The following is a 22885-nucleotide window of genomic DNA, read 5'->3' on the forward strand; positions in this document are numbered from 1 at the left end:
GCTCTTGTAGCGGGCCTTTTCGCGTCTGAACGGGCCTAGAGATCGGTCCGGCGATCGGCCTTCAGGGCCCGGATCAGGCCGAAGAGGCCGCCGATCATGATGGCGGCCGCCAGGATCGTCGCCGTGCCAGCGTCCGAGCGGACGAAGCGGGCGGCGGCGTCGGAGGTCTGGGCGATCCTCGTCCCGGCCTCGAGCAGGGCGGCTGGCGGCTCGAACAGCGGCGATGGCGGCGGCACGGCGAAGGTGATCGGGATGGTGACATCCTCCTGACCGATCAGCTCGGGTGGCGGCGGGGTCATTTCGAACTCCCGCGACAGGCGCAGCGCCGCCTTGCCGAAGTCCATGCCCTCGGGCGCTTCCCTGAGCACCTTGCAGCCGGTCAGCCGGCCGGCCTCCCCGACCTTGCAGAGGATGGTCGCCGAGCCGCCGATCTCGTTCCTCTGCGCCCGCTCGGGATAGTATCGCGTCATCTGGTCGGCCGTCGGCTTGCGCAGCCAGTCGGGCCTGTAGGTGCTCGCCCCGGTGTTCTCGTCGCCGCTCATGCCGCCCCCGCGTTCGGCTGAAGCTTAGGGAGGGGGACCGGCTCGGGCAATCATCCCCAATCCTGTCCGGGGCGTCGCCGGAGCAATTTGCATTTTCTGCAAGTTGCTTGTTCGTCTCGCACACCGAAAAACCCCCGTCGCACCCCTTAACGAAAACCGCGACGCTCTGTAGTTTCCGGTCGGATGAACGCCCCGGTTTCTCCGCCCACGCAAACGCTCGATCCGACCGGCGCCACGCCGGTGATGCAGCAGTTTTTCGACATGAAGACCCGGCAGCCCGACGCGCTGCTGTTCTTCCGCATGGGCGATTTCTACGAGCTGTTCTTCGACGACGCGATCCGCGCGGCGGCGGCTCTGGGCATCTCGCAGACCTTCCGGGGCAACCACAACGGCCAGCCGATCCCGATGGCCGGCGTGCCGCACCACGCGGCCGAGGCCTATGTGTCCAAGCTGATCCGCATGGGCTTCAAGGTCGCCGTCTGCGAGCAGATGGAAGACCCGGCTGAGGCCAAGAAGCGCGGCTCCAAGTCGGTGGTCCGCCGCGACATCGTGCGCGTCGTCACGCCGGGCACCCTGACCGAGGACGGCCTGCTGGACGCCCGGGGCGCCAACCGCCTGGCGGCCGTGGCCATCCGCGCCGGCCAGGCCGCCGTGGCGTCCGTCGAGCTCTCCACCGGCGAGGTCGAGTGCTTCTCGACCGGCAAGGACGGGGTCGGCCCGCTGCTGGCGGCCCTGTCGCCGTCCGAGACCCTGGTCGCCGACCGCCTGCTGGCCGACGATCACCTGGCCCAGACCCTGAAGATCTGCGGCGGGCTGATCCAGCCCATGCCCTCGGCCCTGTCGGAGCCCCAGGCCTCGGAGACCCGGGTCAAGCGCCTCTACGGCGTCGACACCCTGGACGGTTTCGGCGGACTTTCCCCCGCCGAAGTCGGCGCTCTGGGCCTGATCGCCGCGCACCTGGAGATGACCCAGGCCGGCAAGCTGCCGGCCCTGCGCGCGCCGCGCCGCGCGGCCGAGGCCGACGTCATGTCGATCGACCCGGCCACCCGCTCCAGCCTGGAGATCGACCGCACCCAGGGCGGCGACCGCAACGGTTCGCTGCTGGCGGTCATCGACCGCACGGTCAGCGCCGGCGGCGCACGCATGCTGGCCGCGCGCCTCGCGCGGCCGCTGCTCGACCCGGCCGCCATCGACCAGCGCCTGGACGCCGTCGAGTGGTTCGTCGATCACCGCGGCCTTCGCGAACGCCTGCGCGAGCAGCTGAAGGGCGCGGGCGACATGGCCCGAGGCCTGGCTCGCCTGGCGCTGGGCCGCGGTGGTCCGCGCGACCTGGCTTGCCTGCGCGACGGCCTGAAGACCGGCGAGAAGCTGGCCGGCATGGTCGGCGGCTCGGGCGACCCGCTGTCGCCGCCGCCGGTCGAGCTGGAGGGCGCGCTCGCGGCCCTGACGCCGTCGCTGCACCAGGGGATCTCGCAGCTTCTGAGCACTCTCGAAGCCGGCCTCGGCCCCGACCTGCCGGCCCTGGCCCGCGACGGCGGCTTCGTGGCCCCCGGCGTGCGTCCCGAGCTCGACCAGGCCCGCTCCCTGCGCGACGACAGCCGCCGCGTCGTGGCCGCGCTGGAGCAGCGGCTGATCCAGGAGGCGGGCGTCCCGCTGAAGATCCGTCACAACGGCGTGCTCGGCTATTTCGTCGAGGCCACGGCCGGCAAGGCCGATCCGCTGTTCCAGCCGCCGCTGAACGCCACCTTCATCCACCGCCAGACCCTGGCCAACCAGGTGCGCTTCACCACGGTGGAGCTGGCCGATCTCGACGCCCGCATCGCCCAGGCCGCCGAGCGCGCCCTGGCCATGGAAGTGGCCGCCTTCGAGGACTGGCGCGCCGAGGCCGCCGCCCTGGCAGCCCCGATCCAGGCCGCCGCCGAGGCCCTGGCCCGCCTCGACGTCGCCGCCGCCCTGGCCGAATGGGCCGAGGACGCCGGGGCCGTGCGCCCGGTGGTCGACAAGTCGCTGGCCTTCGAGGCCAAGGCCGCCCGCCATCCGGTGGTCGAGGCCGCCGTGCGCCGCGCCGGCGACCCCTACACCCCCAACGACTGCCGGCTGGACGCCGCCGGCGAGGTCGCTGCGCGTCTTTCCATCGTCACCGGCCCGAACATGGCCGGTAAGTCGACCTTCCTGCGCCAGAACGCCCTGCTGGCGATCCTGGCGCAGTCGGGCTGCTACGTGCCGGCCAAGAGCTTCCGGCTGGGCGTGGTCGACCGGCTGTTCAGCCGCGTCGGCGCGGGCGACGACCTGGCCCGGGGCCGCTCGACCTTCATGATGGAGATGGTCGAGACCGCCGCCATCCTGACCCAGGCCACGCCGCGAAGCCTGGTGATCCTCGACGAGATCGGCCGGGGCACCGCCACCTATGACGGCCTGGCCATCGCCTGGGCCTGCGCGGAGTCGCTGCACGACACCAACCGCTGCCGCGCCCTGTTCGCCACGCACTATCACGAGCTGGCGACGCTGGAGGAGCGGATGGCGTACGTCTCCAACCTCAGCCTGCGGGCCAAGGAGTGGAACGGCGACCTCGTCTTCCTGCACGAGGCGGCCGACGGCCCGGCCGACCGCTCCTACGGCGTGCAGGTGGCCAAGCTGGCCGGGGTGCCGCCGCAGGTGGTGGCCCGCGCCAAGGAGGTGCTCGACCGCCTGGAGAGCAAGACCGAATCACCGGCCAAGCTCGACGACCTGCCGCTGTTCGCGGCCTCGGCCCCGGTCATGGCGGCGCCTGCCGTTTCGGCGCCCAGTGTCGTCGATGCGGCCCTCAAGGACCTCGATGTCGACGGCATGAGCCCGCGCGAGGCCCTGGAGGCGCTTTATCGTCTTAAGGGTCTGCTCAAGGCTTGAGATCAATCATAGGAGCATGGCGGCGGCCGCTCACGGCGGCTGCTTTGGCCGTCTCGTTGGGGTAACCATATAACCGCCATGCCCCGTCGCCTTCGCCCAACGCCCCTGGAACATGTCGTCGACGGCCACGCCCTGCGCGCGCGCCTGTCGGCCGCCGCTCTGGACGCCATCGGCGACGAGGCCGCCCAGCGCGCCCGGGCCATCGAGATCCTCAAGCAGGCCCTGTTCCGCGGCCGGATGATCGCCAAGGAGCGGCTGGAGAACGGCGCCAGCGGGGTCGAGACCGCCCGCCTGCTCAGCGGCGTCACCGACGAGGTGATCACCGCCCTCTACGACTTCACGACGGTGCACGTGTTCCGGGCCCGCAACCCGACGGAGGGCGAGCGCCTGGCGCTGCTGGCCGTGGGCGGCTACGGCCGCGCCACCCTGGCGCCGTTCAGCGACATCGATCTCCTGTTCCTGCGGCCCTACAAGCAGACGCCGCACGTCGAGAGCGTGATCGAGTACATGCTCTATGCGCTGTGGGACCTGGGCTTCAAGGTCGGCCACGCCTCGCGCACGATCGAGGAATGCGTCCGCCTGTCGAAGGAGGACTTCACGATCCGCACCTCGATCCTCGAGGCGCGGCGGCTGACCGGCGACGAGCGCCTGGCGGCCGACCTCAAGAGGCGCTTCCGCGACGAGGTCATGAAGGGCACCGGCCAGCAGTTCGTGGCCGCCAAGCTCAAGGAGCGCGACGACCGCCAGGCCCGCGCCGGCGCCAGCCGCTACATGGTCGAGCCCAACGTCAAGGAAGGGAAGGGCGGGCTGCGCGACCTGCACACCCTGGTGTGGATCGCCGAATATCTGCATCCGGTCGACAAGCCCGAGGACGTCTTCAAGCTGGAGCTGTTCTCCAGCCGCGAGACCAAGGCCTTCATCCGCGCCTTCGACTTTTTGCATGCGGTGCGCGCCCACCTGCACTTCACGACCGGCCGGCCCGAAGAGCGCCTGACCTTCGACCTGCAGCCCGAGATCGCCCGCCGCATGGGCTATGGCGACCGGGGCGACGCCCCGGCGGTCGAGCGCTTCATGCGCCGCTACTTCCTGATCGCCAAGGAGGTTGGGGCCCTGACCCGCGCCTTCTCGGCCAAGCTGGAAGCCGAGCACTTCAAGAACGAGCCCAAGGGCATCTCGCGCTTCCTTCCGGGCGGCAAGCCCAAGCGCAAGGCCCTGGACGCGCCGGGCTTCTACGAGGACGGCGGCCGGCTGAACATCGAGGGGCCTGAGGTTTTCGAGCGCGATCCGGTCAACCTGATCCGCCTGTTCAAGATCGCCGACGAGCGCGACCTTGATCTGCACCCCGACGCCTTCACGGCGGTGACCCGCAATCTGGGCCTCATCACCTCGAAGGTCCGCCGCGACCCGCACGCCACCCAGGCCTTCCTCGACCTGCTGGCGCGGGGCAAGCGCAGCTACCGCACCCTGACCCTGATGAACGACGCCGGCGTGCTGGGCCGCTTCATCCCGGAGTTCGGCCGGGTCGTCGCCCAGATGCAGTTCAACATGTACCACTCGTACACGGTGGACGAGCACACCCTGCGGGCCGTCGGCCTGATCGGCGACATGGCCGCAGGCCGCCTGTCGGAAGACCATCCGCTGGCGGTGTCGATCATGCCGCTGATCGAGGACCGCGAGGCCCTGTTCCTGGCCATGCTGCTGCACGACACGGGCAAGGGCGGCGTGGGCGGCCAGGAGAAGGCCGGGGCCCGATCGGCCCGCAGCGCCTGCGAGCGCCTGGGCGTCGAGCGCAGCAAGGTCGAGCTGGTCGCCTGGCTGGTCGAGAACCATCTCGTGATGAGCGACTTCGCCCAGAAGCGCGACGTGTCGGATCCCGGCACGGTCGCCGCCTTCGCCCGCATCGTCGAGAACCCCGAGCGCCTGCGCCTGCTGCTGGTCATCACCGTCGCCGACATCCGGGCCGTGGGTCCGGGGGTATGGAACGGCTGGAAGGGCCAGCTGCTGCGCGAGCTCTACAACGCCACCGAGGCGGTGTTCCGCGGCGGGCGCGGCAGCGACGCGGCCGTCCACGTCCAGCGCCACCAGGAAGCCGCCGCCGCCGGTGCGCGCGAGACGCTGGTCGCCGCCGATCCGGCCGCAAAGGGCTGGGCCGCGGCCATGGAGGACGCCTATTTCGGCGCCTTCGGCTCGCAGGACCTGCTCGACCACGCCGCGCTTGCCCGCCGGGCCGCCATCCAGGGCGGAGCCGCCGCCGAGGGTCGGGTCGCTTCGGGCTCCAACGCCGCCGAGATCGTCATCGCCGCCAAGGACCGTCGCGGCCTGTTCGCCGACCTCGCCCTGGCCATCTCGTCCCTGGGCGGCAACGTCGTCGGGGCGCGGGTCTTCACCTCCCGCCAGGGCCAGGCGCTGGACGTGTTCTACGTGCAGGACGTCACCGGCGCCCCGCTCGGCTGCGAGAACCCGCGCGCCCTGCGCCGCCTGGCCGACGCCCTGGAAGCCGCCGGCCGCGGCGAGGGCGTCAGCGTCGAGGCCCGTCGCGGCGCCGAGCTGGCCCGCACCGCCGCCTTCGCCATCGCCCCGACCGTGGTGGTCGACAACGAGGCGTCGAACGAGGCCACCGTCGTCGAGGCCTCGGGCCGCGACCGGCCCGGCCTGCTGCAGGCCCTGGCCCGCACCCTGGCCGACAACGGCCTGTCCATCCAGTCGGCCCACATCGACGGCTATGGCGAGCGGGCGGTCGACGCCTTCTACGTCCAGACCGCCGAGGGTGGGAAGCTGGGCGACAGCCGCAAGATCTCGACCCTCAAGGCCGACCTGCTGGCGGCCCTGGAGCAGAACGAAGCCGGCGCGCCCAGCACCCGTCCGGGCCTGAAGCGGGCGCGGGCCAGCGTGGCGCGCTGAGCGCGTCAGGCGAAAGTGTGAGCGGTTTCGCCGCCTGACGCGCTCCAAAAGGGGTGACGCGATTCAACTTGGCGTAGGGGTTTGTCGCGTCCTAGCTTGAGCGCATGCCGGCTTTCCGGCGCGCGCGACAGAAGAAGGCGCCGGACATGACCCATCGCTGGCGTCTCGCGATCCTCCTGGCGCTCGTCGCGGCGGTCCTGGGCGCGGGCGTCGCCGCTTTCGGTCAGGTGCATCAGAGGGTCTATCCCGCTCCCACCGCGCCGCTGAGCCTATCGGGCCTGCCGGAGGGCTCGGCCTTCATCACCGTGACGGCGGCCGATGGCCTGATGCTGAAGGGTATCGAGGTCGCGCCCAAGCCGGGCATGCCGACCTTCCTGTTCTTCCACGGTAACGGCTCGGCCGCGTCGGACAGCATCGACTGGCTTTCCCCGCTGATCGCCGAGGGCTACGGGGTGGTGGCGGCTGAGTATCGCGAATACAGCGGCAATCCGGGCCGGGCGTCGGAGAAGGGCCTGGCGGCCGACGCCGACGCTTTCTACGCCCGGGCGCGCCAGACGGCCGGCGCGGGCAAGCTGATCGTGGTCGGCCACAGCCTCGGCGGCGGCGTCGCCTTCGGCCTGGCCGGTCGCCAGACGCTGGACGCTCTGGTCACCATCGGCACGTTTTCGAGCCTGCATGCCATGGCGCCGGCGATCGCCCGGCCGCTGCTGATCGATCGCTACGACAACAAGGCCGCCGTGGCGAAGCTGGACGAGCCCTATTTCCTGATCCACGGCGACGCCGACGACATGGTCCCCTTCGCCCAGGGCCAGGCCCTGCGGGCCGCGGCGGTGGCCGCTCGCCGGCCGGGCGCGATGTTCGCCGTCCACGGCGCCGGCCATGGTCCCGACGCGGCGACCCTGGCCATGATCCTGACCGCGATCAACGCCAAGGTGGCGGCCGACGGCGGCATGGCGCGCGTGTCCTTGCCGGCTCATGTTACGCTGACGCCGTTCTGAGACGGGGGCTTTGGTGCAGTTCCGGTGAAACCTCGATGCAGCCTCCGCGCCGTAGCTTGACGCCTGTTCGCTCAGCGCCCAGAAGCCGGACGTGACCGACACTCCCGCCGCCGCGCCCGAACCGACGCCCGCTCCCGCCGCCAAGAAGGGCGGAGGACTGTTCAGGTCGTCGGCGATCTATTCCGGCCTGACCCTGGTCAGCCGGTTCATGGGCTTCGCGCGGGACCTGGCCGTCTCCTACCGGATGGGCGCCAGCGCCACCCCGGCGGCCGACGCCTACAACGCCGCCCTGGCCTTCCCGAACCTCTTCCGCCGGTTCTTCGCCGAGGGCGCCTTCGCGGCGGCCTTCGTGCCGGCCTACGCCAAGTCGCTGCAGCGCGACGGCGAGGAGAAGGCCGACATCCTGGCGGCCGACGCCATGGCCACCCTGGCGGCCTCGACCATCATCATCACCGTCATCTGCCAGCTGGCCATGCCGTGGCTGATGATGCTGATCAGCCCGGGTTTCGGCTGGGGCACCGACAAGTACAAGCTGGCGGTGCTGCTGACCCAGATCACCATGCCCTACCTGCCGTGCATGGCGATCGTGGCCCACCTGTCGGGGGTGCTGAACGCCCGCGACCGCTTCATCCTGTCGGCCGGCGCGCCGATCCTGCTGAACATCTTCACCCTGGCTTTCATCCTGCCCCAGACCACGGCGGTCTCGGCCGCCACCTGGGGTTCGGCCGGTGTCGTTGTGGCGGGCGTGGCGCAGGCCGCGCTGCTGACCTGGGGCGTCAACAAGTCGGGGGCGAAGGTCCACTGGCGGCTGCCGCGCCTGACGCCGGAAGTGCGCGAGCTGATCGGCAAGGCCATTCCCGGCGCCTTGGCGGCCAGCGCCACCCAGGTCAACATCTTCATCTCCGGCGCCCTGGCCAGCCACGTGGCCGGCGGACGCACCTGGCTGGCCACCGCCGACCGCCTGTACCAGCTGCCGCTGGGCCTGGTGGGCGTGGCCATCGGCGTGGCCTTGCTGCCGCGCCTGTCGCGGGCCGTGCATTCGGGCGACCGCGAGGACGCGCAAGGGGCGATGGACCAGGCGATCGCCCTGGCCATGGCCCTGACCCTGCCGGCCGCCGCCGCCCTGTCGGCCATGCCGGGCTTCCTGTCGGACGGCCTCTACACCCGCGGCGAGTTCACCGCCTTCGACGCCAGTCAGACGGCGGCGGCCCTGTTCTTCTACGGCCTGGGCACCCCGGCCTTCGTGCTGCAGCAGCTCTATTCGCGGGCCTTCTTCGCGCGCGGCGACACCAAGAGCCCGATGCGGTTCGCCCTGATCTCGGTGGCGGTCAACATCGGCCTGGGCCTGATCCTGTTCCGGCTGATGGGGGTGAAGGGCATCGCCGCCGCCACCGCCGTGGCCTCGTGGCTCAATGTCGGCCAGATGGCCTTCGGCCTGTGGCGCAAGAAGGAATACGGCCCCTCGCTCGACACCTGGTCGCGGCTGGCGCGGATCCTGGCCGCCAGCCTGGGCATGGCCCTGCTGCTGGCCGCCGCCTCGCACTGGCGCGAACTGATCGAGGCCCCGCTGCGCGGCCTTGGCCTCACCGGCCACGCCATCGGCGCCAAGGAGTTCGCCCTGGCCCTGACGTGCCTCGCCGGCGCGGCCCTCTATCCGCCACTGCTGTTCCTGTTCGGCGGGGTCAAGCCCAGCGAGCTGAAGGCCGTCCTGCGGCGGGGCAAGGCTTGAACTAGGATCTCCGTCCTTCCCCGCGAAGGCGGGGACCCAAGCTGAGCTTGCGGCGCTACGGCGGAAATTCGGCTTGGACCCCCGTCTTCGCGGGGACGCTCGGATGTGGGGAGGCTTGCTCTAGGGCTCCCGGCCAGCTAACCAGCCTTGCATGGCTTTCAACGGTTCCCACGCGCCCCGATGGCGCAACTGGCTCTGAACCCGACCGCCGCATTCCCGGATGCGGCCTGCGCCTGCGTGCGCGCCGCCATATCGCCCGTTTCCGACATCCAAGGCTGAAGCCATGACCGATCAAGCTCCCGTCGTTTACACGGGTCCGTCCCGCGTGCTGTCCGGCGTCCAACCCTCGGGCGCCCTGCACCTGGGCAACTATCTCGGCGCGCTGGTGAAGTTCGCCCGCCTGCAGCACGAGATCGACACCTTCATCTTCGTCGCCGACCTGCACGCCGTCACCGTCTGGCAGGAGCCGGCGGCCCTGGCCGACCAGACCCGCGAGATCGCCGCGGCCTATCTGGCCGCCGGCCTCGACCCGGCCAAGGCCACCATCTTCCCGCAGTCGGCCGTGCCCGAGCACGCCGAGCTGTCCTGGATCTTCCAGTGCGTCGCCCGCCTGGGCTGGCTCGACCGCATGACCCAGTTCAAGGAGAAGAGCGGCAAGGATAAGCAACGGGCCAGCGTGGGTCTCTACACCTACCCGGTGCTGCAGGCCGCCGACATCCTGATCTACAAGGCCACCCACGTGCCGGTCGGCGAGGATCAGAAGCAGCACCTGGAGCTGACCCGCGACATCGCCGGCAAGTTCAACCACGACTTCGGCCTGCCCGCCGGCGCGCCGGCCTTCTTCCCGCAGCCCGAGCCGCTGATCCAGGGTCCGGGCGCGCGTGTCATGAGCCTGCGCGACGGTTCGGCCAAGATGAGCAAGTCCGATCCGTCGGACTACAGCCGCATCAACCTGACCGACGACGCCGACGCCATCGCCGGCAAGATCAAGAAGGCCCGCACCGACCCCGAGCCGCTTCCCGAGAGCCTGGAAGAGCTGGCGACCCGCGCCGAGGCCGACAACCTGGTCGGCATCTTCGCCGCCCTGTCTGGCCGGACCAAGGCCGATGTGCTGGCCGACTACGCCGGCAAGGGCTTCGGCGCCTTCAAGCCGGCCCTGGCCGAGCTGGCGGTCGAGAAGCTGGCCCCGGTGGGCGAGAAGATGCGCGGCCTGCTGTCCGACAAGGGCGAGCTCGACCGCATCCTGGCCGCCGGCGCCGAAAAGGCCCGCGAGGTCGCCGCCCCGACGGTGGCCGAGGTCAAGAAGCTGGTCGGCTTCTGGGGGGCTTAGAACTTCACCTTCTCCCATGGGGAGAAGGAGGGGCCCGCGCCGCAGGCGTGGGAGGATGAGGGGTTACAAAGGTGAGGGCGTAACCCCTCACCCTCCCACCGCTGCGCGGCGGGCCCCTCCCTCTCCCTATGGGAGAGGTTTTTCTCGGGCCTTGCCCTTCGCCCTCGCAAGCGCCACATGTTCCGCATGTTCATTCAGACCGAAACCACGCCCAATCCCGAGGTCCTGAAGTTCCTGCCCGGCCGCGAGGTTCTGGTGGACGGCGCCCGGGAGTTCCGCACCCCCGAGGAAGGCGAGGCCTCGCCGCTGGCCGACGCCCTGTTCCGCCTGGGCGATGTGACGCGGGTGTTCTTCGGTCCGGACTTCCTGACCGTCACCAAGGGCGAGGACGCCCAGTGGCCGCACCTGAAGGCGCCGATCCTGGCGGCCATCATGGACCACTTCACCAGCGGCCGCCCGCTGCTGCTGGACCAGGTCGAGAGCGGCCACGACGACGACGGCGTCTATGACGAGGAGGCGGCCCAGATCGTCTCCGAGATCAAGGAACTGCTCGACACCCGCATCCGTCCGGCCGTGGCCCAGGACGGCGGCGACATCGTGTTCAGCAAGTTCGAGCCGGCCACGGGCGTGGTCTGGCTGCACATGCGCGGCGCCTGCTCGGGCTGCCCGTCGTCTTCGGCCACGCTGAAGTCGGGCGTCGAGAACATGCTCAAGCACTATGTGCCGGAAGTGACCCGGGTCGAGCAGACGCTCTGATTTTCGGTCCCGGCGCGCATTGCCGGCCTTGCCGTGATCCGCTGGGAACACCATACTGTAACTCTATAAGTTGCTATTATGGCTTCCTATGAGGATCGCTTGATGTCCAAGCTCGACACCGCCGCCCTGGCCCAACTGTTCACCGAGGCGCGCACGCGCAACGGCTGGAAGTCCGACCCCGTGCCCGAAGCGGTGCTGCGTGAACTGTACGACCTGGTGAAGTTCGGCCCGACCGCCGCCAACTCGACCCCGGCCCGCTTCGTCTTCGTGACCAGCCCGGAAGCCAAGGAAAAGCTGGCGGCCCTGTCGTCGGGCTCCAACGGTCCGAAGATCCGCCAGGCCCCGGTCACCGTGATCGTCGGCTACGACCTCGATTTCCCCGAGACCCTCGACAAGCTGTTCCCGCACGCGCCGGGCGCCAAGAACTGGTTCGGCGACCCCGTGGCCAAGGAATGGGGCGCGTTCCGCAACAGCTCGCTGCAGGGCGGCTATTTCATCCTTGCCGCCCGGGCTCTGGGCCTGGACGTCGGGGCGATGTCGGGCTTCGACAACGCCGGCGTCGACGCGGCCTTCTTCGAGGGCACCAACATCAAGTCCAACTTCATCGCCTCGATCGGCTACGGCACCGACGAGAACCTGTTCCCGCGCAGCCCGCGCCTGGACTTCGAAGAAGCCGCCTCGATCGTCTGATCGTGTGACCCAGGGCGCGAAAATCGCACGATGGCGTGCGATTTTCGCGCTTCGGCGTTAGAACCACGTCATGACCCTTCGTCTCGCGCTCCTCGCCGCCCCGCTGGCCCTGCTGGCCGCCTGCGGTCCCGCCGAAAAGACCCCCGCCAAATCCGCCCCAGCCCCACAGGCCGGGCAGGAAGCGGGCAAGCCGGCCGACGGTCCCGTCGCCGTGAAGATCACCCCCTATGTCGGCGGACCGCTGCAGGTGGGCGTCGCGGGCGTGGGGCCGATCACCGCCGCCACCGCCTTTGACCAACCGACCATCGCGGCCCTGTTCCCGAAGGCGCAGGTCAAGAGCGCCTTCATCCATGTCGGCGAAGGCCCGCCCGGACCCATCATCGTCGTCGAGCAGGACCAGGTCCCGCTGCTGGAGATCGGCAAGGGCGCCGACGGCGGCATTTCCGAGATCCGCCTGGCGGCCGGCGACGTGCGCGGCCCCAAGGGCGAGAGCCTGCTGGCCAAGTGGGAAGCCCTGGGCTTCACCGTCGACCAGTGCCGCGCCGGCGAGGGCCGCACGGTCAATGCGGTGGTCTGCGTGCGCCCCGAGGCGCCGACCGTGTCCTACGTCTTCGGCGTGCCCGGCTGGACCAAGGGCGGCGTGCCGGACGAAAAGACCCTGAAGGCCAAGGCCCAGCTCAACGAATTCGTCTGGCGTCCGGCCGAAACCGCCCAGGTCGGGGCCGCCTGATCTTGCGCGTCCTTTCCGTCGACACCTGCCTGGCGGCCGCCTCGGTCGCCGTGATCGAGGACGGCCGCGTCCTGGCCGCCCGCACCGAGCCGATGACCCGCGGCCACCAGGAGCGCATCGCGCCCCTGGCCAAGGAAGTCGCCGCCGAGGCCGGCGTCGCCTTTTCCCAGCTCGACCGCATCGCCGTCACCGTCGGTCCCGGCTCGTTCACCGGCCTGCGCGTGGGCCTGTCCTTCGCCAAGGGCCTGGCCCAGGCGCTGTCGATCCCCTGCGTGGGGGTCAACAGCCTGGAGGCCCTGGCGGCCTCGTCCGAGGCCAAGGGCTTCGTCGCCGCCGTCCTCGACGCCAAGATGGGCCAGGTCTATCTGCAGGTCTTCGACGGTGCCGCGGCGCTGATGGCCCCGGACGCCCTGGACCTGGGCGCGGCGACCGCCCGCCTGGCCGAGCTCTATTCGGGCGGCCCGGCGACCCTGGTGGGCTCAGGCGCGCCGCTGCTGGAGGGCGTGCTGCCCGAAGCGACCGTCCTGACCCCGGCGTCCGCCGACCCCGTCGCCATCGCCCGCCTGGCCGCCGCCCGGCCGGCGCCGACCCATTCGCCCCGGCCGCTCTATCTGCGCGCCCCCTACGCCATGATGCCCGCCGCATGAACCTGCGCCCCGTCGGACTGGAAGCGTGCTGGGACTTGGCGGACCTGCACGAAAAGGCCTTTGACCGCCCCTGGAGCCCGACCGAGTTCGAAGAGCTGTTCAACTCGCCCGGGGTCTTCGCCGTATTGGGCGGTTCCGGCGAACCCGAAGCGCCGCGCGGCTTCATCCTGTGCCGGGCGATCGCCGGCGAGGCCGAGATCCTGACTATCGCCGTCGATCCCGCCGCCCGCCGTCGCGGCTGGGGCGCGGCCCTGGTCGAGATGGCCGCCGGGATCGCGACCGAGGCGAGGGCCTTCGACCTCTTTCTCGAGGTCGCGGCCGACAATGTGGGGGCGATCGGCCTCTACAAGGCCACGGGCTTTTCGCAAGTGGGTCTCAGGAAGGGCTATTATCCCCACCCGGACGGCGCCAAGGACGCCGTCGTGATGCGGCGGGCGCTTAACACTTAAGGACCGATTGCCTATTGTGCGGCGAATCCCCCGACGGAGATTGCGCCTTGGACCGCCTCGAAAAGCTCTGCATCGAAAAAGGCATGCGCATGACCGACCAGCGTCGTGTCATCGCCCGTGTGTTGTCGTCGGCTGACGACCACCCCGACGTCGAGGAGCTGCACCGCCGCGCCCACGCCATCGACCCGCACATTTCGATCGCCACGGTCTACCGGACCGTCCGCCTGTTCGAGGAAAGCGGCATCATCGAGCGCCACGATTTCCGTGACGGCCGGTCGCGCTACGAAGAGACCCCGACCCATCACCACGACCACCTGATCGACATGAAGACCGGCAAGGTCGTCGAGTTCGTGGACGAGGAGATCGAGGCCCTGCAGCACGCCATCGCCAGGAAGCTCGGCTACAAGCTGATCGATCACCGGCTCGAACTGTACGGCGTGCCGTTCGAGGAGTGATCGGGTTCCGATCGGACGAAAAAGAAGGGGCGCGGATCCGATCCGCGCCCCTTCTTCGTTTTCAGGTCCGTTTGTTTCTCAGACCCGCACGAAGTCGAGGAACACCGGGGCGCAGTCGCCCAGCTTCTTTTCCTCGTAGCGGGTGGTGACGTGGTCGGCCGGGATGGCCTGGCGGTCGGCGCCCTCGTCCGCGAAGCGGAAGGCGGGGCTGGCCTGCACCCGCTCGATCGTCCACTCGGCGTAGTCGGCCCAATCGGTGGCGAAGCGGAAGGCCGCGCCCGGTTTCAGCACGCGGGCCAGCTCGGCCACGAACTCCGGCTGGATGATCCGGCGTTTGTTGTGCCGGGCCTTGTGCCAGGGGTCAGGGAACATCACGAAGAGGCGGTCGATCGAGGCGTCGGACAGCCAGCCGACCACGTCGCGGGCGTCGCCCTCGTGGATGCGGACGTTGTTCAGGGCCTGCTCCTCGACATGGCGGACGGCGCTGGCCACGCCGTTGACGAAGGGCTCGGCGCCGATCACCAGCACGTCGGGCCGACGGCCGGCCTGGGCGGCCATGTGCTCGCCGCCGCCGAAGCCGATCTCCAGCCAGACTTCCTTGGCGTCAGGCATCAGGTCGCGGGGCTGGAAGGCCTCGTGCGGCACGCTGATGGTCGGCAGCAGGCTGTCGAGCAGCGCCTGCTGGCGCGGCTTCACCGGCCGCGACTTCAGTCGGCCGAACGAGCGCAGCGGCCCGTGGGGCTGTTGGGGATTGGTCATGGGGCGGGTCTTTAGCGGTGATGAGGGCGTGAGGCCAGCGTCGCGGCGGTGCGTCCTTCGAGGCCCGCTGCGCGGGCGCCTCATGATGAGGAAGTCAGCGCAGTGAGATCCTCATCCTGAGGTGCGAGCCGCAAGGCGAGCCTCGAAGGACCCAAGGAGCCCGAAAACGAAACGGGCCCCGATCCTGCGATCGGGGCCCGCTCGTCAATTCCGAAGAAAGGAAAGGCTTACGCCAGGCCCTTCAGCTCCGACACCAGGTCGGTCTTCTCCCACGAGAAGCCGCCTTCGTTGTCCGGCGTGCGGCCGAAGTGGCCGTAGGCGGCGGTGCGGGCGTAGATCGGACGGTTCAGCTGCAGGTGCTCGCGGATCGAGCGCGGGGTGGCGCCGCCGATCAGCTGCGGCAGGATCTTTTCCAGGACCGTCGGATCCACCTTGCCGGTGCCGTGCAGGTCGACGTGGAACGAGACCGGCTGGGCCACGCCGATGGCGTAGGCGATCTGGATGGTGCAGCGCTCGGCCAGGCCGGCGGCGACCACGTTCTTGGCCAGGTAGCGGCAGGCGTAGGCGGCCGAACGGTCGACCTTGGTCGGGTCCTTGCCCGAGAAGGCGCCGCCGCCGTGCGGGGCCGCGCCGCCGTAGGTGTCGACGATGATCTTGCGGCCGGTGACGCCGGCGTCGCCGTCCGGACCGCCGATCTCGAAGCGGCCGGTCGGGTTGATCAGCCACTGGGTCTTCTTGGTGATCAGGCCTTCCGGGAAGATCGGCAGGATGTGCGGGCGGATCAGGTCCAGCACGCGCTTGGAGGTCGGGGCCTTGCCGTCGATCTTCTTCTTGTGCTGGTGCGACACGACGATCGAGACGACGCGCTGCGGCACGCCGTTGCCGTCGTATTCCAGGGTCACCTGGCTCTTGGCGTCGGGCTCGAGCTCCGACAGCTCGCCCGAGTGGCGCAGCTCGGCCAGGCGCTTTAGGATGTTGTGGCTGTACTGCAGGGTCGCCGGCATCAGCTCCGGGGTCTCGGTGCTGGCGTAGCCGAACATGATGCCCTGGTCGCCGGCGCCTTCGTCCTTCTTGTCGGTGGCGTCAACGCCCTGGGCGATGTGCGCCGACTGGCCGTGCAGGTAGCAGGCGTACTTGGCCTTCTCCCAGTGGAAGCCCTTCTGCTCGTAGCCGATGTCCTTGATCGCCGCGCGGACCTTCGGCTCCAGGGACTTGATGATGTCCTTGGTCAGCTGCTTGTTGGCGGCCTTGTCGCCGCCCGGCTTGCCGGCGCGAACCTCGCCCGCCAGGACGATGCGGTTGGTGGTGACCAGGGTCTCGCAGGCGACGCGGGCTTCGGAGTCGGCGCTCAGGAAGGCGTCGACGACGGTGTCGCTGATCCGGTCGGCCACCTTGTCGGGGTGGCCCTCGGAAACGCTTTCACTCGTGAAGATGTAGGACGAACGGCTCAAGTGGAAACGCTCCGGCTAAGGACCTGCGCCCACGGGGCGACAGCCTCGCGAACATTCCCGCGGAACATATAAAGATAAGTTTATATCCGCAAGCCGAGCCTGACGGACGTCAGAGCTCTTCGTCGGCCATCGAGCGCACCAGGTCCAGCAGCCGGCGGCGAACGGGAGCCTTGGTGAGCTTGGGGAACAGGCCGGCCAGCTCCAGACCCTCGGGGGTCATCAGGAACTCGTGAACCTGCAGGTCGTTGCGGGCCTCGCCGTCGCCGGGCTCGGACGGATCGGCCAGGCCTTCGAAGAAGTAGGCCACGGGGGCCTGAAGGCTGCGGGCGATCTCGTAGAGCTTGCTGGCGCTGACGCGGTTGGCGCCCCGCTCGTACTTCTGCACCTGCTGGAAGGTCAGGCCCAGGCTCTCGGCGAGCTTCTCCTGGCTGACGCCCAGGATCTTGCGGCGCATGCGGATGCGGGCGCCCACGTGGAGGTCCACGGGATTGGGCGAGCGCTCGATTTCGGTGGGGGATTCGATGGCGACGGTCATGCTTAGGCATAGACCTGAGATTGCGGTTTTAGTTCAGCCCATATCTTTCACGTCGGCAAACTTGCGGACGCGGTTATGCGAACTTCCGATACAGATCGCCACCGACGCGAGAATGAACGCCGCGAGCGGCCAGTCCACTACCCTGGGCGCGAAGGTGTCGCGGCCGATCGCGGGAAGGTTGGCGTCGATCACGCCGCGCGCGCCGAGGTCCAGGCGCTGGCCGCCGACCACCCGTCCCTGGGCGTCGATCATGGCCGAGACCCCCGTCGGCGTGGCGCGGATCATCGGCCGGCCGGCCTCGATGGCGCGATAGCTGGCCAGGTTCAGGTGCTGCAACGGACCGGAGGTGACCCCGAACCAGGCGTCGTTGGAGACGTTGACCAGCGCCCGCACGGCGGGATCGGGGCGGGCCAGGCCCGGGAACAGGCTCTCGTAGCAGATCAGCGGCTGGATCTTCAGGCCAGGCGCGATCGCCAGCGGGGCGGGGCGCGGGCCGATGGCGAAGCCGTCGCCCAGGTGGGCCATGCTCTTGACGCCGATGGCGGTCAGCAGGCCCTCGGCCGGCAGGTACTCGCCGAACGGCACCAGCCGGTGCTTGTCGTAGATCCCGACCACCGACAGGCCGCCCGCATCGCGGCGCAGGGCCACCAGGCTGTTGTAGTAGGTCGGGTGCTCGGCCGAACCCTCGTAGCGATAGCCGCCGATCAGCAGCAGCTGGCCCGGCTGCAGGGCGTCGGTGATCGCCTGGCGCACCCAGGTCCCGGGGGCCAGGTAGTCGTCGATGGCGGCGGGCAGGGCGCCTTCCGGCCAGACCACCACCTCGGCCGGCCTGCCGTCGGCATAGGGCTGGGCGGTGAGCGTCACATAGTCGCGGACGATCGCCTGGAAGCTGGCGGCGTCCCACTTGGCGGCCTGCTGGACGTTGGCCTGGACGATGCGCACGCGAGGGGCGACGGCGGAGGCGGTAAACTCCAGAGCGTTCAGCAGCCGCCAGGCGCCGTGGGCATAGAGGCCGACCAAGGCCGCGGCGGCCACGCCGAGCGCGATCCGGCCCGAACGGCCCTGGCGCCAGACGGCCGGGGCGGCGGCGATCGCCAGGGTCACGAAGGTCAGGCCGTAGGCGCCGATCAGGGCCGCGGCCTGGGACGGGGCCGAGCCGGCCCGCCAGGTCTCACCCGGCAGGTTCCACGGAAAGCCGGTCAGCACGTGGCCGCGCACCCACTCCAGCGCCGACAGGGCCGCGGCGAAGGCCAGCACGCGCACCGCGCCGGCGGGGCGGAAGCGGCGATAGAGCAGGGCGGCCAAGCCCCAGAACAGGGCCAGGCCCGCGGCCATGGCGGCCACCGCGAAGGGCGCCATCCAGCCCTGGTTGGCGGCGTCGACCATGAAGGCCTCGCCGATCCACCAGGTGCCGAGGCCGAAATAGGCCAGGCCCGCCAGCCAGCCGCGCAGGAAGGCCGAGCGCAGCGGCCGGGGTCCGTCGATCCCGTCCAGCAGCCACAGCAGCAGGGCGTAGCCCAGCAGGCCGGGCAGGATCCCGAACGGCGGATGAGCCAGGGCCGCGCAGAGGCCCGCGACCAGCGCCAGGACGCGGTCGCGCCATGCAGAGCGCCTGGTCAGCACGGAAAGCTTCAAGTGACGTCCACCGCGTCGAGCGGGGCGTCGGCTTCGGCGGTTTCCTCGGCGCGGCGCACGCGTACGCGCAGCACGCGCCGGGCGTCGGCCTCCAGCACCTCCAGGTCGAAGCCGGCCGGGTGGCGCACCACCTCGCCCTGCTCGGGCACCTGGCCGGCCAGGGCGGCGACCAGGCCGCCGACGGTGTCGACCTCTTCCTCGTGCTCGGGCGGGGCCAGGGTCTCGCCGACCATCGCCTCCAGGTCTTCGAGCGGCGTGCGGCCTTCGGTCTCCAGCGCGCCGTCGTCGTTGACGACGACGCTGACGCTCGCGGCGTCGTCGTGCTCGTCGTCGATGTCGCCGACCACCGACTCGATCAGGTCTTCCATGGTGACGAGGCCGTCGACGCCGCCGAATTCATCGATGACCATGGCCAGGTGGATGCGCTTGGTGCGCATCTTCAGCAGCAGGTCGGCCGCCCGCATCGAGGCGGGCACCAGCAGCATGTCGCGGCGCAACTGTTCGAGGACGCGGTCCTCGGGCTCGGGCCGCAGGTCGCCGTCGGCCAGCAGGCGGAAGACGTCCTTGACGTGGACCACGCCGATCGGCGCGTCGAGAGCTTCGCGATAGATCGGCATGCGCGAATGGCCGGCCTCGACGAACTGGGCCACGACCACGGCGAAGGGGGTCTCGACCTCGACCGCGACCACGTCGGGCCGGGGGGTCATGACGTCGCCGACCTTCAGGGTCTTGAAGGCCTCGGCCTGGTCGACGAGGTCGGGGGCGGGGGGCGTGTCGGGATCGATCGGGCGCGCGGGCTCGGCTGGCGCGCCGCCGCGACGGAGCTTGCGGAAGAACGCCCGCAGGCCTCGGCTAAGTCGAGCCGGGCCGGCGGGCGTGGAACTCTGGTCGTCGTCGGGCATGCCTTTAGGTGTCTACCCCTCGTCGGTCGCCGACGCATCGTCGGCGTAAGGATCGGGAACGTCCAGTCCCGCCAGGATCTCGCGTTCGAGCGCTTCCATGGCCTCGGCCTCGTCGTCGCCCTCGTGGTCGTATCCTAAAAGATGCAGCACCCCGTGCGCCACAAGATGTTGCAGGTGGTGGGCCAGGGGCTTGCCCTGCTCGGCCGCCTCGCGGGCGCAGACGCCGTAGGCCAGGGCGATGTCGCCGATCTGGCCTTCCGGATTGGCCGCCGGGTCCCGGGGCGCGGGGAAGGACAGCACGTTGGTGGCGTAGTCCTTCTGGCGGAAGTCGCGGTTCAGCGCCTGGACGCTGTCGTCGTCGGCCAGCAGGATGACGATGCCCTTGCCCTCGATGTCCTCGTGGGCGTCGAGCACGGCCTGGGCGGCGCGCCAGACCAGGGCCTCGGCTTCGGGCTCGGCCTGGGTCCAGGCCTCGTCTTCGATTTCGATATCGACGGTGATCATCGGGGAGTCGCCAGCAGGGCCGCGTCGGCGTCGTAGGCCTTGACGATGCGCTCCACCAGCGGGTGGCGCACGACGTCGGTCGCGGTGAAGCGGGCCACGTCCACGCCCTCGACCCCTTCCAGGATCGAGACGGCGTGAGCCAGGCCGGAATCGCGGGGGTTCAAAAGGTCGATCTGGGTCGGGTCGCCGGTGACCACCATGCGGGCGCCTTCGCCCAGGCGGGTCAGCACCATCTTCATCTGCAGGCGCGAGCAGTTCTGGGCCTCGTCGACGATGACGAACGCATGCGCCAGCGTGCGGCCGCGCATGAAGGCGATCGGGGCGACCTCGATCTCGCCCTTGTCGCGGCGGCGGCGCAGCTGCTCGGCGCCCATGATGTCGGTCAGGGCCTCCCAGACCGGGGCCATGTAGGGATCGACCTTCTCGTTCAGGTCGCCCGGCAGGAACCCGAGCTTCTCGCCGGCCTCGACGGCCGGCCGGGTGACGATCAGGCGGTCGACCTCGCCGCGCAGCAGCATGCCCGCGCCCTGGGCGACGGCCAGGAAGGTCTTGCCGGTGCCGGCGGGGCCCAGGCCGAAGACCAGCGGATGCCGGGTCATCGACTCCATGTAGCGGGCCTGGTTCTTGGTCTTGGGCGAGACGGCGCCGCGGCGCACGGCGCGCGGCGAGGCCTGGCCGCCGGCGCTCTGGGCTTCGCCCACGGCCACGCGGATGTCGGCCTCGACCACCTCATGACCGGCGTCGGCGCGCTCGGCCAGGGCGATCAGGGCGCGCTTGGCCGACGAGCGGCCCTTGACGTCGCCGGTGATCTTGATCCCGCCGCCCGGGGTTTCGAGCAGGACCTTGAAGGCGTCCTCGATCAGGGCGGCGTGGCGGCCGGACGGGCCGGTGACGGCGACGACGGCGTCGTCGGAAAGCGGCAGGAACTCGGGCGTGCGGCTCACGCGGTCTCCAGAACAGGTTCGTTGGCGAGCACGCCGGCCAGGCTCATCTTGGCGGCGCTCTCGATACGGACGGGAACGATCGTCCCGATCAGATGCTCCCCGCCCGAAGCGTGGACGGCTTGCAGATAGGGGCTGCGGCCGACGATCTGGCCGGGGTGGCGGCCGGCCTTCTCGAACAGCACCGGCAGGGTCTTGCCGACCTGGCTGGCGTTGAAGGCCCGCTGCTGCTCGTCGAGCAGCTGGTTCAGGCGGTCCAGGCGCTCGGACTTCACGGCGTCGTCGACCTGGCCGGGCATGGCCGAGGCCGGCGTGCCGGGGCGGCGCGAGTACTTGAACGAGAAGGCGCTGGCGAAGCCGACTTCGCGGACGAGGTCGAGGGTCTTCTCGAAGTCGCCGTCGCGCTCGCCGGGGAAGCCGACGATGAAGTCGCCGCTCATGGCGATGTCGGGCCGGGCGGCGCGGATGCGCTCGATCAGCTTCACATAGCTCTCGGCCGTGTGGTCGCGGTTCATGGCCTTGAGGATCTTGTCCGACCCGGCCTGCACCGGCAGGTGCAGATAGGGCATCAGCTGCGGCAGTTCGCCGTGGGCCTCGATCAGGTCGTCGCCCATGTCGCGCGGGTGGCTGGTGGTGTAGCGGATGCGGTCCAGGCCGGGGATCTTGGCCAGGCGCCGGACCAGCTTGGCCAGGGTCAGGCCGCCGCCGTCATAGGCGTTGACGTTCTGGCCCAGCAGGGTGACCTCGCGCACGCCCTGGTCGGCCAAGCGCTTGGCCTCGTCCTCGATGGCCTCGGGCGGCCGCGACCACTCGCCGCCGCGGGTGTAGGGCACCACGCAGAAGGTGCAGAACTTGTCGCAGCCTTCCTGCACGGTGAGGAACGCGGTGACGCCGTCGACCTTGCGCTCGGCCGGCAGGGCGTCGAACTTCTCGTCGGCCGCGAAGTCGGCGGCGAGCCTTTCGCCCGAGGCCCGGTGGGCGCGGGCGATCAGCTCGGGCAGCTGGTGATAGGCCTGCGGCCCGACCACCAGATCCACCGCCCGCTGGCGGGTCATGATCTCCTGGCCTTCGGCCTGGGCGACGCAGCCGGCCACGGCGATGGTCATCTTGCCGCCGGCCTGGGCCTTGCGGTCCTTCATCAGCTTGATCTGGCCAAGCTCCGAATAGACCTTCTCGGTGGCCTTCTCGCGAATGTGGCAGGTGTTGAGCACGACGAGATCCGCGCCCTCCGGATCATCGACAACGCCATAGCCCAGCGGACGCAGGACGTCGGTCATGCGCTCGCTGTCGTAGACGTTCATCTGACAGCCGTAGGTCTTGATATAGAGGCGCTTTTGCGGGGTCTCGCTCATCCGGCGAGGTTATGGGGTCGAGCGGCCCCGCGCGCAAGGTCGCCAAGGTCACACCGCGCGCCTGAAGCCACCGAAGAAGCCCCAAAAGAAAACGGCGCCGGAGAGGTCCCCGGCGCCGTGGTTCGTCGATCTCGTAGAGATCAGTAGTTTTCGTCGTGGCGCTTGATCGCCGCGCGGATCAGTTCGGCGGTCTCGTCCGGATCGGCCCAGCCGGTGATCTTGGTCGACTTGCCCTTTTCCAGGTCCTTGTAGTGCTGGAAGAAGTGGGCGATCTGCTCGGTCAGGATGGTCGGCAGGTCGCGCCAGCTGTTCACGCCCGTGTAGAACGGGTGCAACTTGTCGACCGGCACGGCCAGGATCTTTTCGTCAGACCCGGCCTCGTCGACCATCATCAGGGCGCCGATCGGGCGGCAGCGGATGATCGCGCCGGGCACCACCGGGGTCGGGCCCACGACCATGATGTCGGCCGGGTCGCCGTCGTCGGCGAGGGTGTGCGGGATGAAGCCGTAGTTGGCCGGGTAGAACATCGCCGTGTGCAGGAAGCGGTCCACCATCAGGGCGCCGCTTTCCTTGTCGATCTCGTACTTCACCGGCTCGCCGCCCTGCGGGATCTCGATGACGGCGTTCAGGTCGTAGGGCGGGTTCACGCCCACGGCGATCTTGGAGAGGTCCATAGTCACTCTTCGTTGTGGG

The 22885-nt window shown here is 70.0% G+C and carries 21 protein-coding genes; 11 read left to right on the top strand and 10 right to left on the bottom strand.

From position 1 onward, the window contains the following. Positions 1-35: 35 nt before the first annotated feature. Positions 36-542, bottom strand: a complete 507-nt coding sequence (locus tag AC07N1_RS05475; protein WP_494670884.1) for a TonB family protein — start codon at positions 540-542, stop codon at positions 36-38. Between the two features lie 183 nt (positions 543-725). Here AC07N1_RS05475 and mutS point away from each other — a divergent pair, with 183 nt between their 5' ends. The 11 genes from mutS (at position 726) to AC07N1_RS05530 (ending at position 14113) form a co-directional block, all read left to right on the top strand. Further along, the gene (mutS, locus tag AC07N1_RS05480) at positions 726-3428 is read left to right on the top strand and encodes a DNA mismatch repair protein MutS (RefSeq protein WP_494670885.1); all 2703 of its coding nucleotides are present in this window, start codon (positions 726-728) and stop codon (positions 3426-3428) included. Positions 3429-3506: 78 nt separating this feature from the next. Continuing rightward, positions 3507-6329 carry a [protein-PII] uridylyltransferase gene (locus AC07N1_RS05485; RefSeq protein ID WP_494670886.1) on the top strand — a complete coding sequence of 941 codons (2823 nt, stop codon included), beginning with the start codon at positions 3507-3509 and terminating at the stop codon, positions 6327-6329. A gap of 146 nt (positions 6330-6475) precedes the next feature. Further along, positions 6476-7327, top strand: a complete 852-nt coding sequence (locus AC07N1_RS05490) for an alpha/beta hydrolase family protein (RefSeq protein WP_494670887.1) — start codon at positions 6476-6478, stop codon at positions 7325-7327. A gap of 91 nt (positions 7328-7418) precedes the next feature. After that, complete coding sequence (gene murJ / locus AC07N1_RS05495; RefSeq protein ID WP_494670888.1) at positions 7419-9056, top strand: murein biosynthesis integral membrane protein MurJ; 1638 nt, start codon at positions 7419-7421, stop codon at positions 9054-9056. A 283-nt stretch (positions 9057-9339) separates the two neighbouring features. Beyond that, entirely contained in the window at positions 9340-10386 is a 1047-nt protein-coding gene (trpS, locus tag AC07N1_RS05500; RefSeq protein ID WP_494670889.1) for a tryptophan--tRNA ligase, read from the top strand. 186 nt (positions 10387-10572) lie between these two features. Beyond that, positions 10573-11142: a NifU family protein gene (locus AC07N1_RS05505; RefSeq protein WP_494670912.1), complete on the top strand. Its 570-nt coding sequence runs from the start codon at positions 10573-10575 to the stop codon at positions 11140-11142. A gap of 102 nt (positions 11143-11244) precedes the next feature. Beyond that, entirely contained in the window at positions 11245-11832 is a 588-nt protein-coding gene (locus AC07N1_RS05510) for a malonic semialdehyde reductase (protein WP_487291593.1), read from the top strand. Positions 11833-11902: 70 nt separating this feature from the next. Beyond that, the gene (locus tag AC07N1_RS05515) at positions 11903-12562 is read left to right on the top strand and encodes a DUF1131 family protein (RefSeq protein ID WP_494670890.1); all 660 of its coding nucleotides are present in this window, start codon (positions 11903-11905) and stop codon (positions 12560-12562) included. 2 nt (positions 12563-12564) lie between these two features. Next, positions 12565-13209, top strand: a complete 645-nt coding sequence (gene tsaB / locus AC07N1_RS05520; RefSeq protein WP_494670891.1) for a tRNA (adenosine(37)-N6)-threonylcarbamoyltransferase complex dimerization subunit type 1 TsaB — start codon at positions 12565-12567, stop codon at positions 13207-13209. Continuing rightward, positions 13206-13658, top strand: coding sequence for a GNAT family N-acetyltransferase (locus AC07N1_RS05525; RefSeq protein ID WP_494670892.1), 453 nt, complete (start codon positions 13206-13208; stop codon positions 13656-13658). The genes tsaB and AC07N1_RS05525 overlap by 4 nt, the downstream gene beginning before the upstream one ends. Before the next feature lie 47 nt (positions 13659-13705). Next, the gene (locus AC07N1_RS05530) at positions 13706-14113 is read left to right on the top strand and encodes a Fur family transcriptional regulator (protein ID WP_494670893.1); all 408 of its coding nucleotides are present in this window, start codon (positions 13706-13708) and stop codon (positions 14111-14113) included. Positions 14114-14191: 78 nt separating this feature from the next. On the opposite strand, the gene trmB is transcribed toward AC07N1_RS05530, so the two are convergent. The 9 genes from trmB to ppa form a co-directional block, all read right to left on the bottom strand. Continuing rightward, the gene (gene trmB, locus AC07N1_RS05535) at positions 14192-14872 is read right to left on the bottom strand and encodes a tRNA (guanosine(46)-N7)-methyltransferase TrmB (RefSeq protein ID WP_494670894.1); all 681 of its coding nucleotides are present in this window, start codon (positions 14870-14872) and stop codon (positions 14192-14194) included. Between the two features lie 227 nt (positions 14873-15099). Then, positions 15100-16323, bottom strand: coding sequence for a methionine adenosyltransferase (gene metK / locus AC07N1_RS05540; RefSeq protein WP_494670895.1), 1224 nt, complete (start codon positions 16321-16323; stop codon positions 15100-15102). A gap of 109 nt (positions 16324-16432) precedes the next feature. Next, a complete protein-coding gene (locus AC07N1_RS05545) occupies positions 16433-16858 on the bottom strand; it encodes a helix-turn-helix domain-containing protein (RefSeq protein WP_494670896.1) in 426 nt (141 codons plus the stop codon). A gap of 33 nt (positions 16859-16891) precedes the next feature. Continuing rightward, positions 16892-18493 carry an apolipoprotein N-acyltransferase gene (lnt, locus tag AC07N1_RS05550; RefSeq protein WP_494670897.1) on the bottom strand — a complete coding sequence of 534 codons (1602 nt, stop codon included), beginning with the start codon at positions 18491-18493 and terminating at the stop codon, positions 16892-16894. Further along, positions 18490-19395, bottom strand: coding sequence for a hemolysin family protein (locus tag AC07N1_RS05555; protein ID WP_494670898.1), 906 nt, complete (start codon positions 19393-19395; stop codon positions 18490-18492). Before AC07N1_RS05555 ends, lnt begins: the two co-directional genes overlap by 4 nt. A gap of 12 nt (positions 19396-19407) precedes the next feature. Then, a complete protein-coding gene (ybeY, locus tag AC07N1_RS05560) occupies positions 19408-19884 on the bottom strand; it encodes an rRNA maturation RNase YbeY (RefSeq protein WP_494670913.1) in 477 nt (158 codons plus the stop codon). An 11-nt stretch (positions 19885-19895) separates the two neighbouring features. Beyond that, positions 19896-20843: a PhoH family protein gene (locus tag AC07N1_RS05565; RefSeq protein ID WP_494670899.1), complete on the bottom strand. Its 948-nt coding sequence runs from the start codon at positions 20841-20843 to the stop codon at positions 19896-19898. Then, positions 20840-22192: a tRNA (N6-isopentenyl adenosine(37)-C2)-methylthiotransferase MiaB gene (gene miaB, locus AC07N1_RS05570; RefSeq protein ID WP_494670900.1), complete on the bottom strand. Its 1353-nt coding sequence runs from the start codon at positions 22190-22192 to the stop codon at positions 20840-20842. Before miaB ends, AC07N1_RS05565 begins: the two co-directional genes overlap by 4 nt. 140 nt (positions 22193-22332) lie before the next feature. Continuing rightward, a complete protein-coding gene (ppa, locus tag AC07N1_RS05575; protein WP_058347149.1) occupies positions 22333-22866 on the bottom strand; it encodes an inorganic diphosphatase in 534 nt (177 codons plus the stop codon). Positions 22867-22885 lie beyond the last annotated feature (19 nt).

It is taken from the genome of Caulobacter sp. GW821-FHT09B11 (genome assembly GCF_059418205.1).

What these genes read in the sequence shown, in the direction of transcription:
- miaB (WP_494670900.1), bottom strand. Translation starts at nt 22,192, where the DNA reads ATGAGCGAGACCCCGCAAAAGCGCCTCTATATCAAGACCTACGGCTGT.
- trmB (WP_494670894.1), bottom strand. Translation starts at nt 14,872, where the DNA reads ATGACCAATCCCCAACAGCCCCACGGGCCGCTGCGCTCGTTCGGCCGA.
- AC07N1_RS05525 (WP_494670892.1), top strand. Translation starts at nt 13,206, where the DNA reads ATGAACCTGCGCCCCGTCGGACTGGAAGCGTGCTGGGACTTGGCGGAC.
- AC07N1_RS05490 (WP_494670887.1), top strand. Translation starts at nt 6,476, where the DNA reads ATGACCCATCGCTGGCGTCTCGCGATCCTCCTGGCGCTCGTCGCGGCG.
- AC07N1_RS05510 (WP_487291593.1), top strand. Translation starts at nt 11,245, where the DNA reads ATGTCCAAGCTCGACACCGCCGCCCTGGCCCAACTGTTCACCGAGGCG.
- AC07N1_RS05515 (WP_494670890.1), top strand. Translation starts at nt 11,903, where the DNA reads ATGACCCTTCGTCTCGCGCTCCTCGCCGCCCCGCTGGCCCTGCTGGCC.
- ppa (WP_058347149.1), bottom strand. Translation starts at nt 22,866, where the DNA reads ATGGACCTCTCCAAGATCGCCGTGGGCGTGAACCCGCCCTACGACCTG.
- AC07N1_RS05545 (WP_494670896.1), bottom strand. Translation starts at nt 16,858, where the DNA reads ATGACCGTCGCCATCGAATCCCCCACCGAAATCGAGCGCTCGCCCAAT.
- trpS (WP_494670889.1), top strand. Translation starts at nt 9,340, where the DNA reads ATGACCGATCAAGCTCCCGTCGTTTACACGGGTCCGTCCCGCGTGCTG.
- AC07N1_RS05475 (WP_494670884.1), bottom strand. Translation starts at nt 542, where the DNA reads ATGAGCGGCGACGAGAACACCGGGGCGAGCACCTACAGGCCCGACTGG.
- AC07N1_RS05505 (WP_494670912.1), top strand. Translation starts at nt 10,573, where the DNA reads ATGTTCATTCAGACCGAAACCACGCCCAATCCCGAGGTCCTGAAGTTC.
- mutS (WP_494670885.1), top strand. Translation starts at nt 726, where the DNA reads ATGAACGCCCCGGTTTCTCCGCCCACGCAAACGCTCGATCCGACCGGC.
- AC07N1_RS05485 (WP_494670886.1), top strand. Translation starts at nt 3,507, where the DNA reads ATGCCCCGTCGCCTTCGCCCAACGCCCCTGGAACATGTCGTCGACGGC.
- AC07N1_RS05555 (WP_494670898.1), bottom strand. Translation starts at nt 19,395, where the DNA reads ATGCCCGACGACGACCAGAGTTCCACGCCCGCCGGCCCGGCTCGACTT.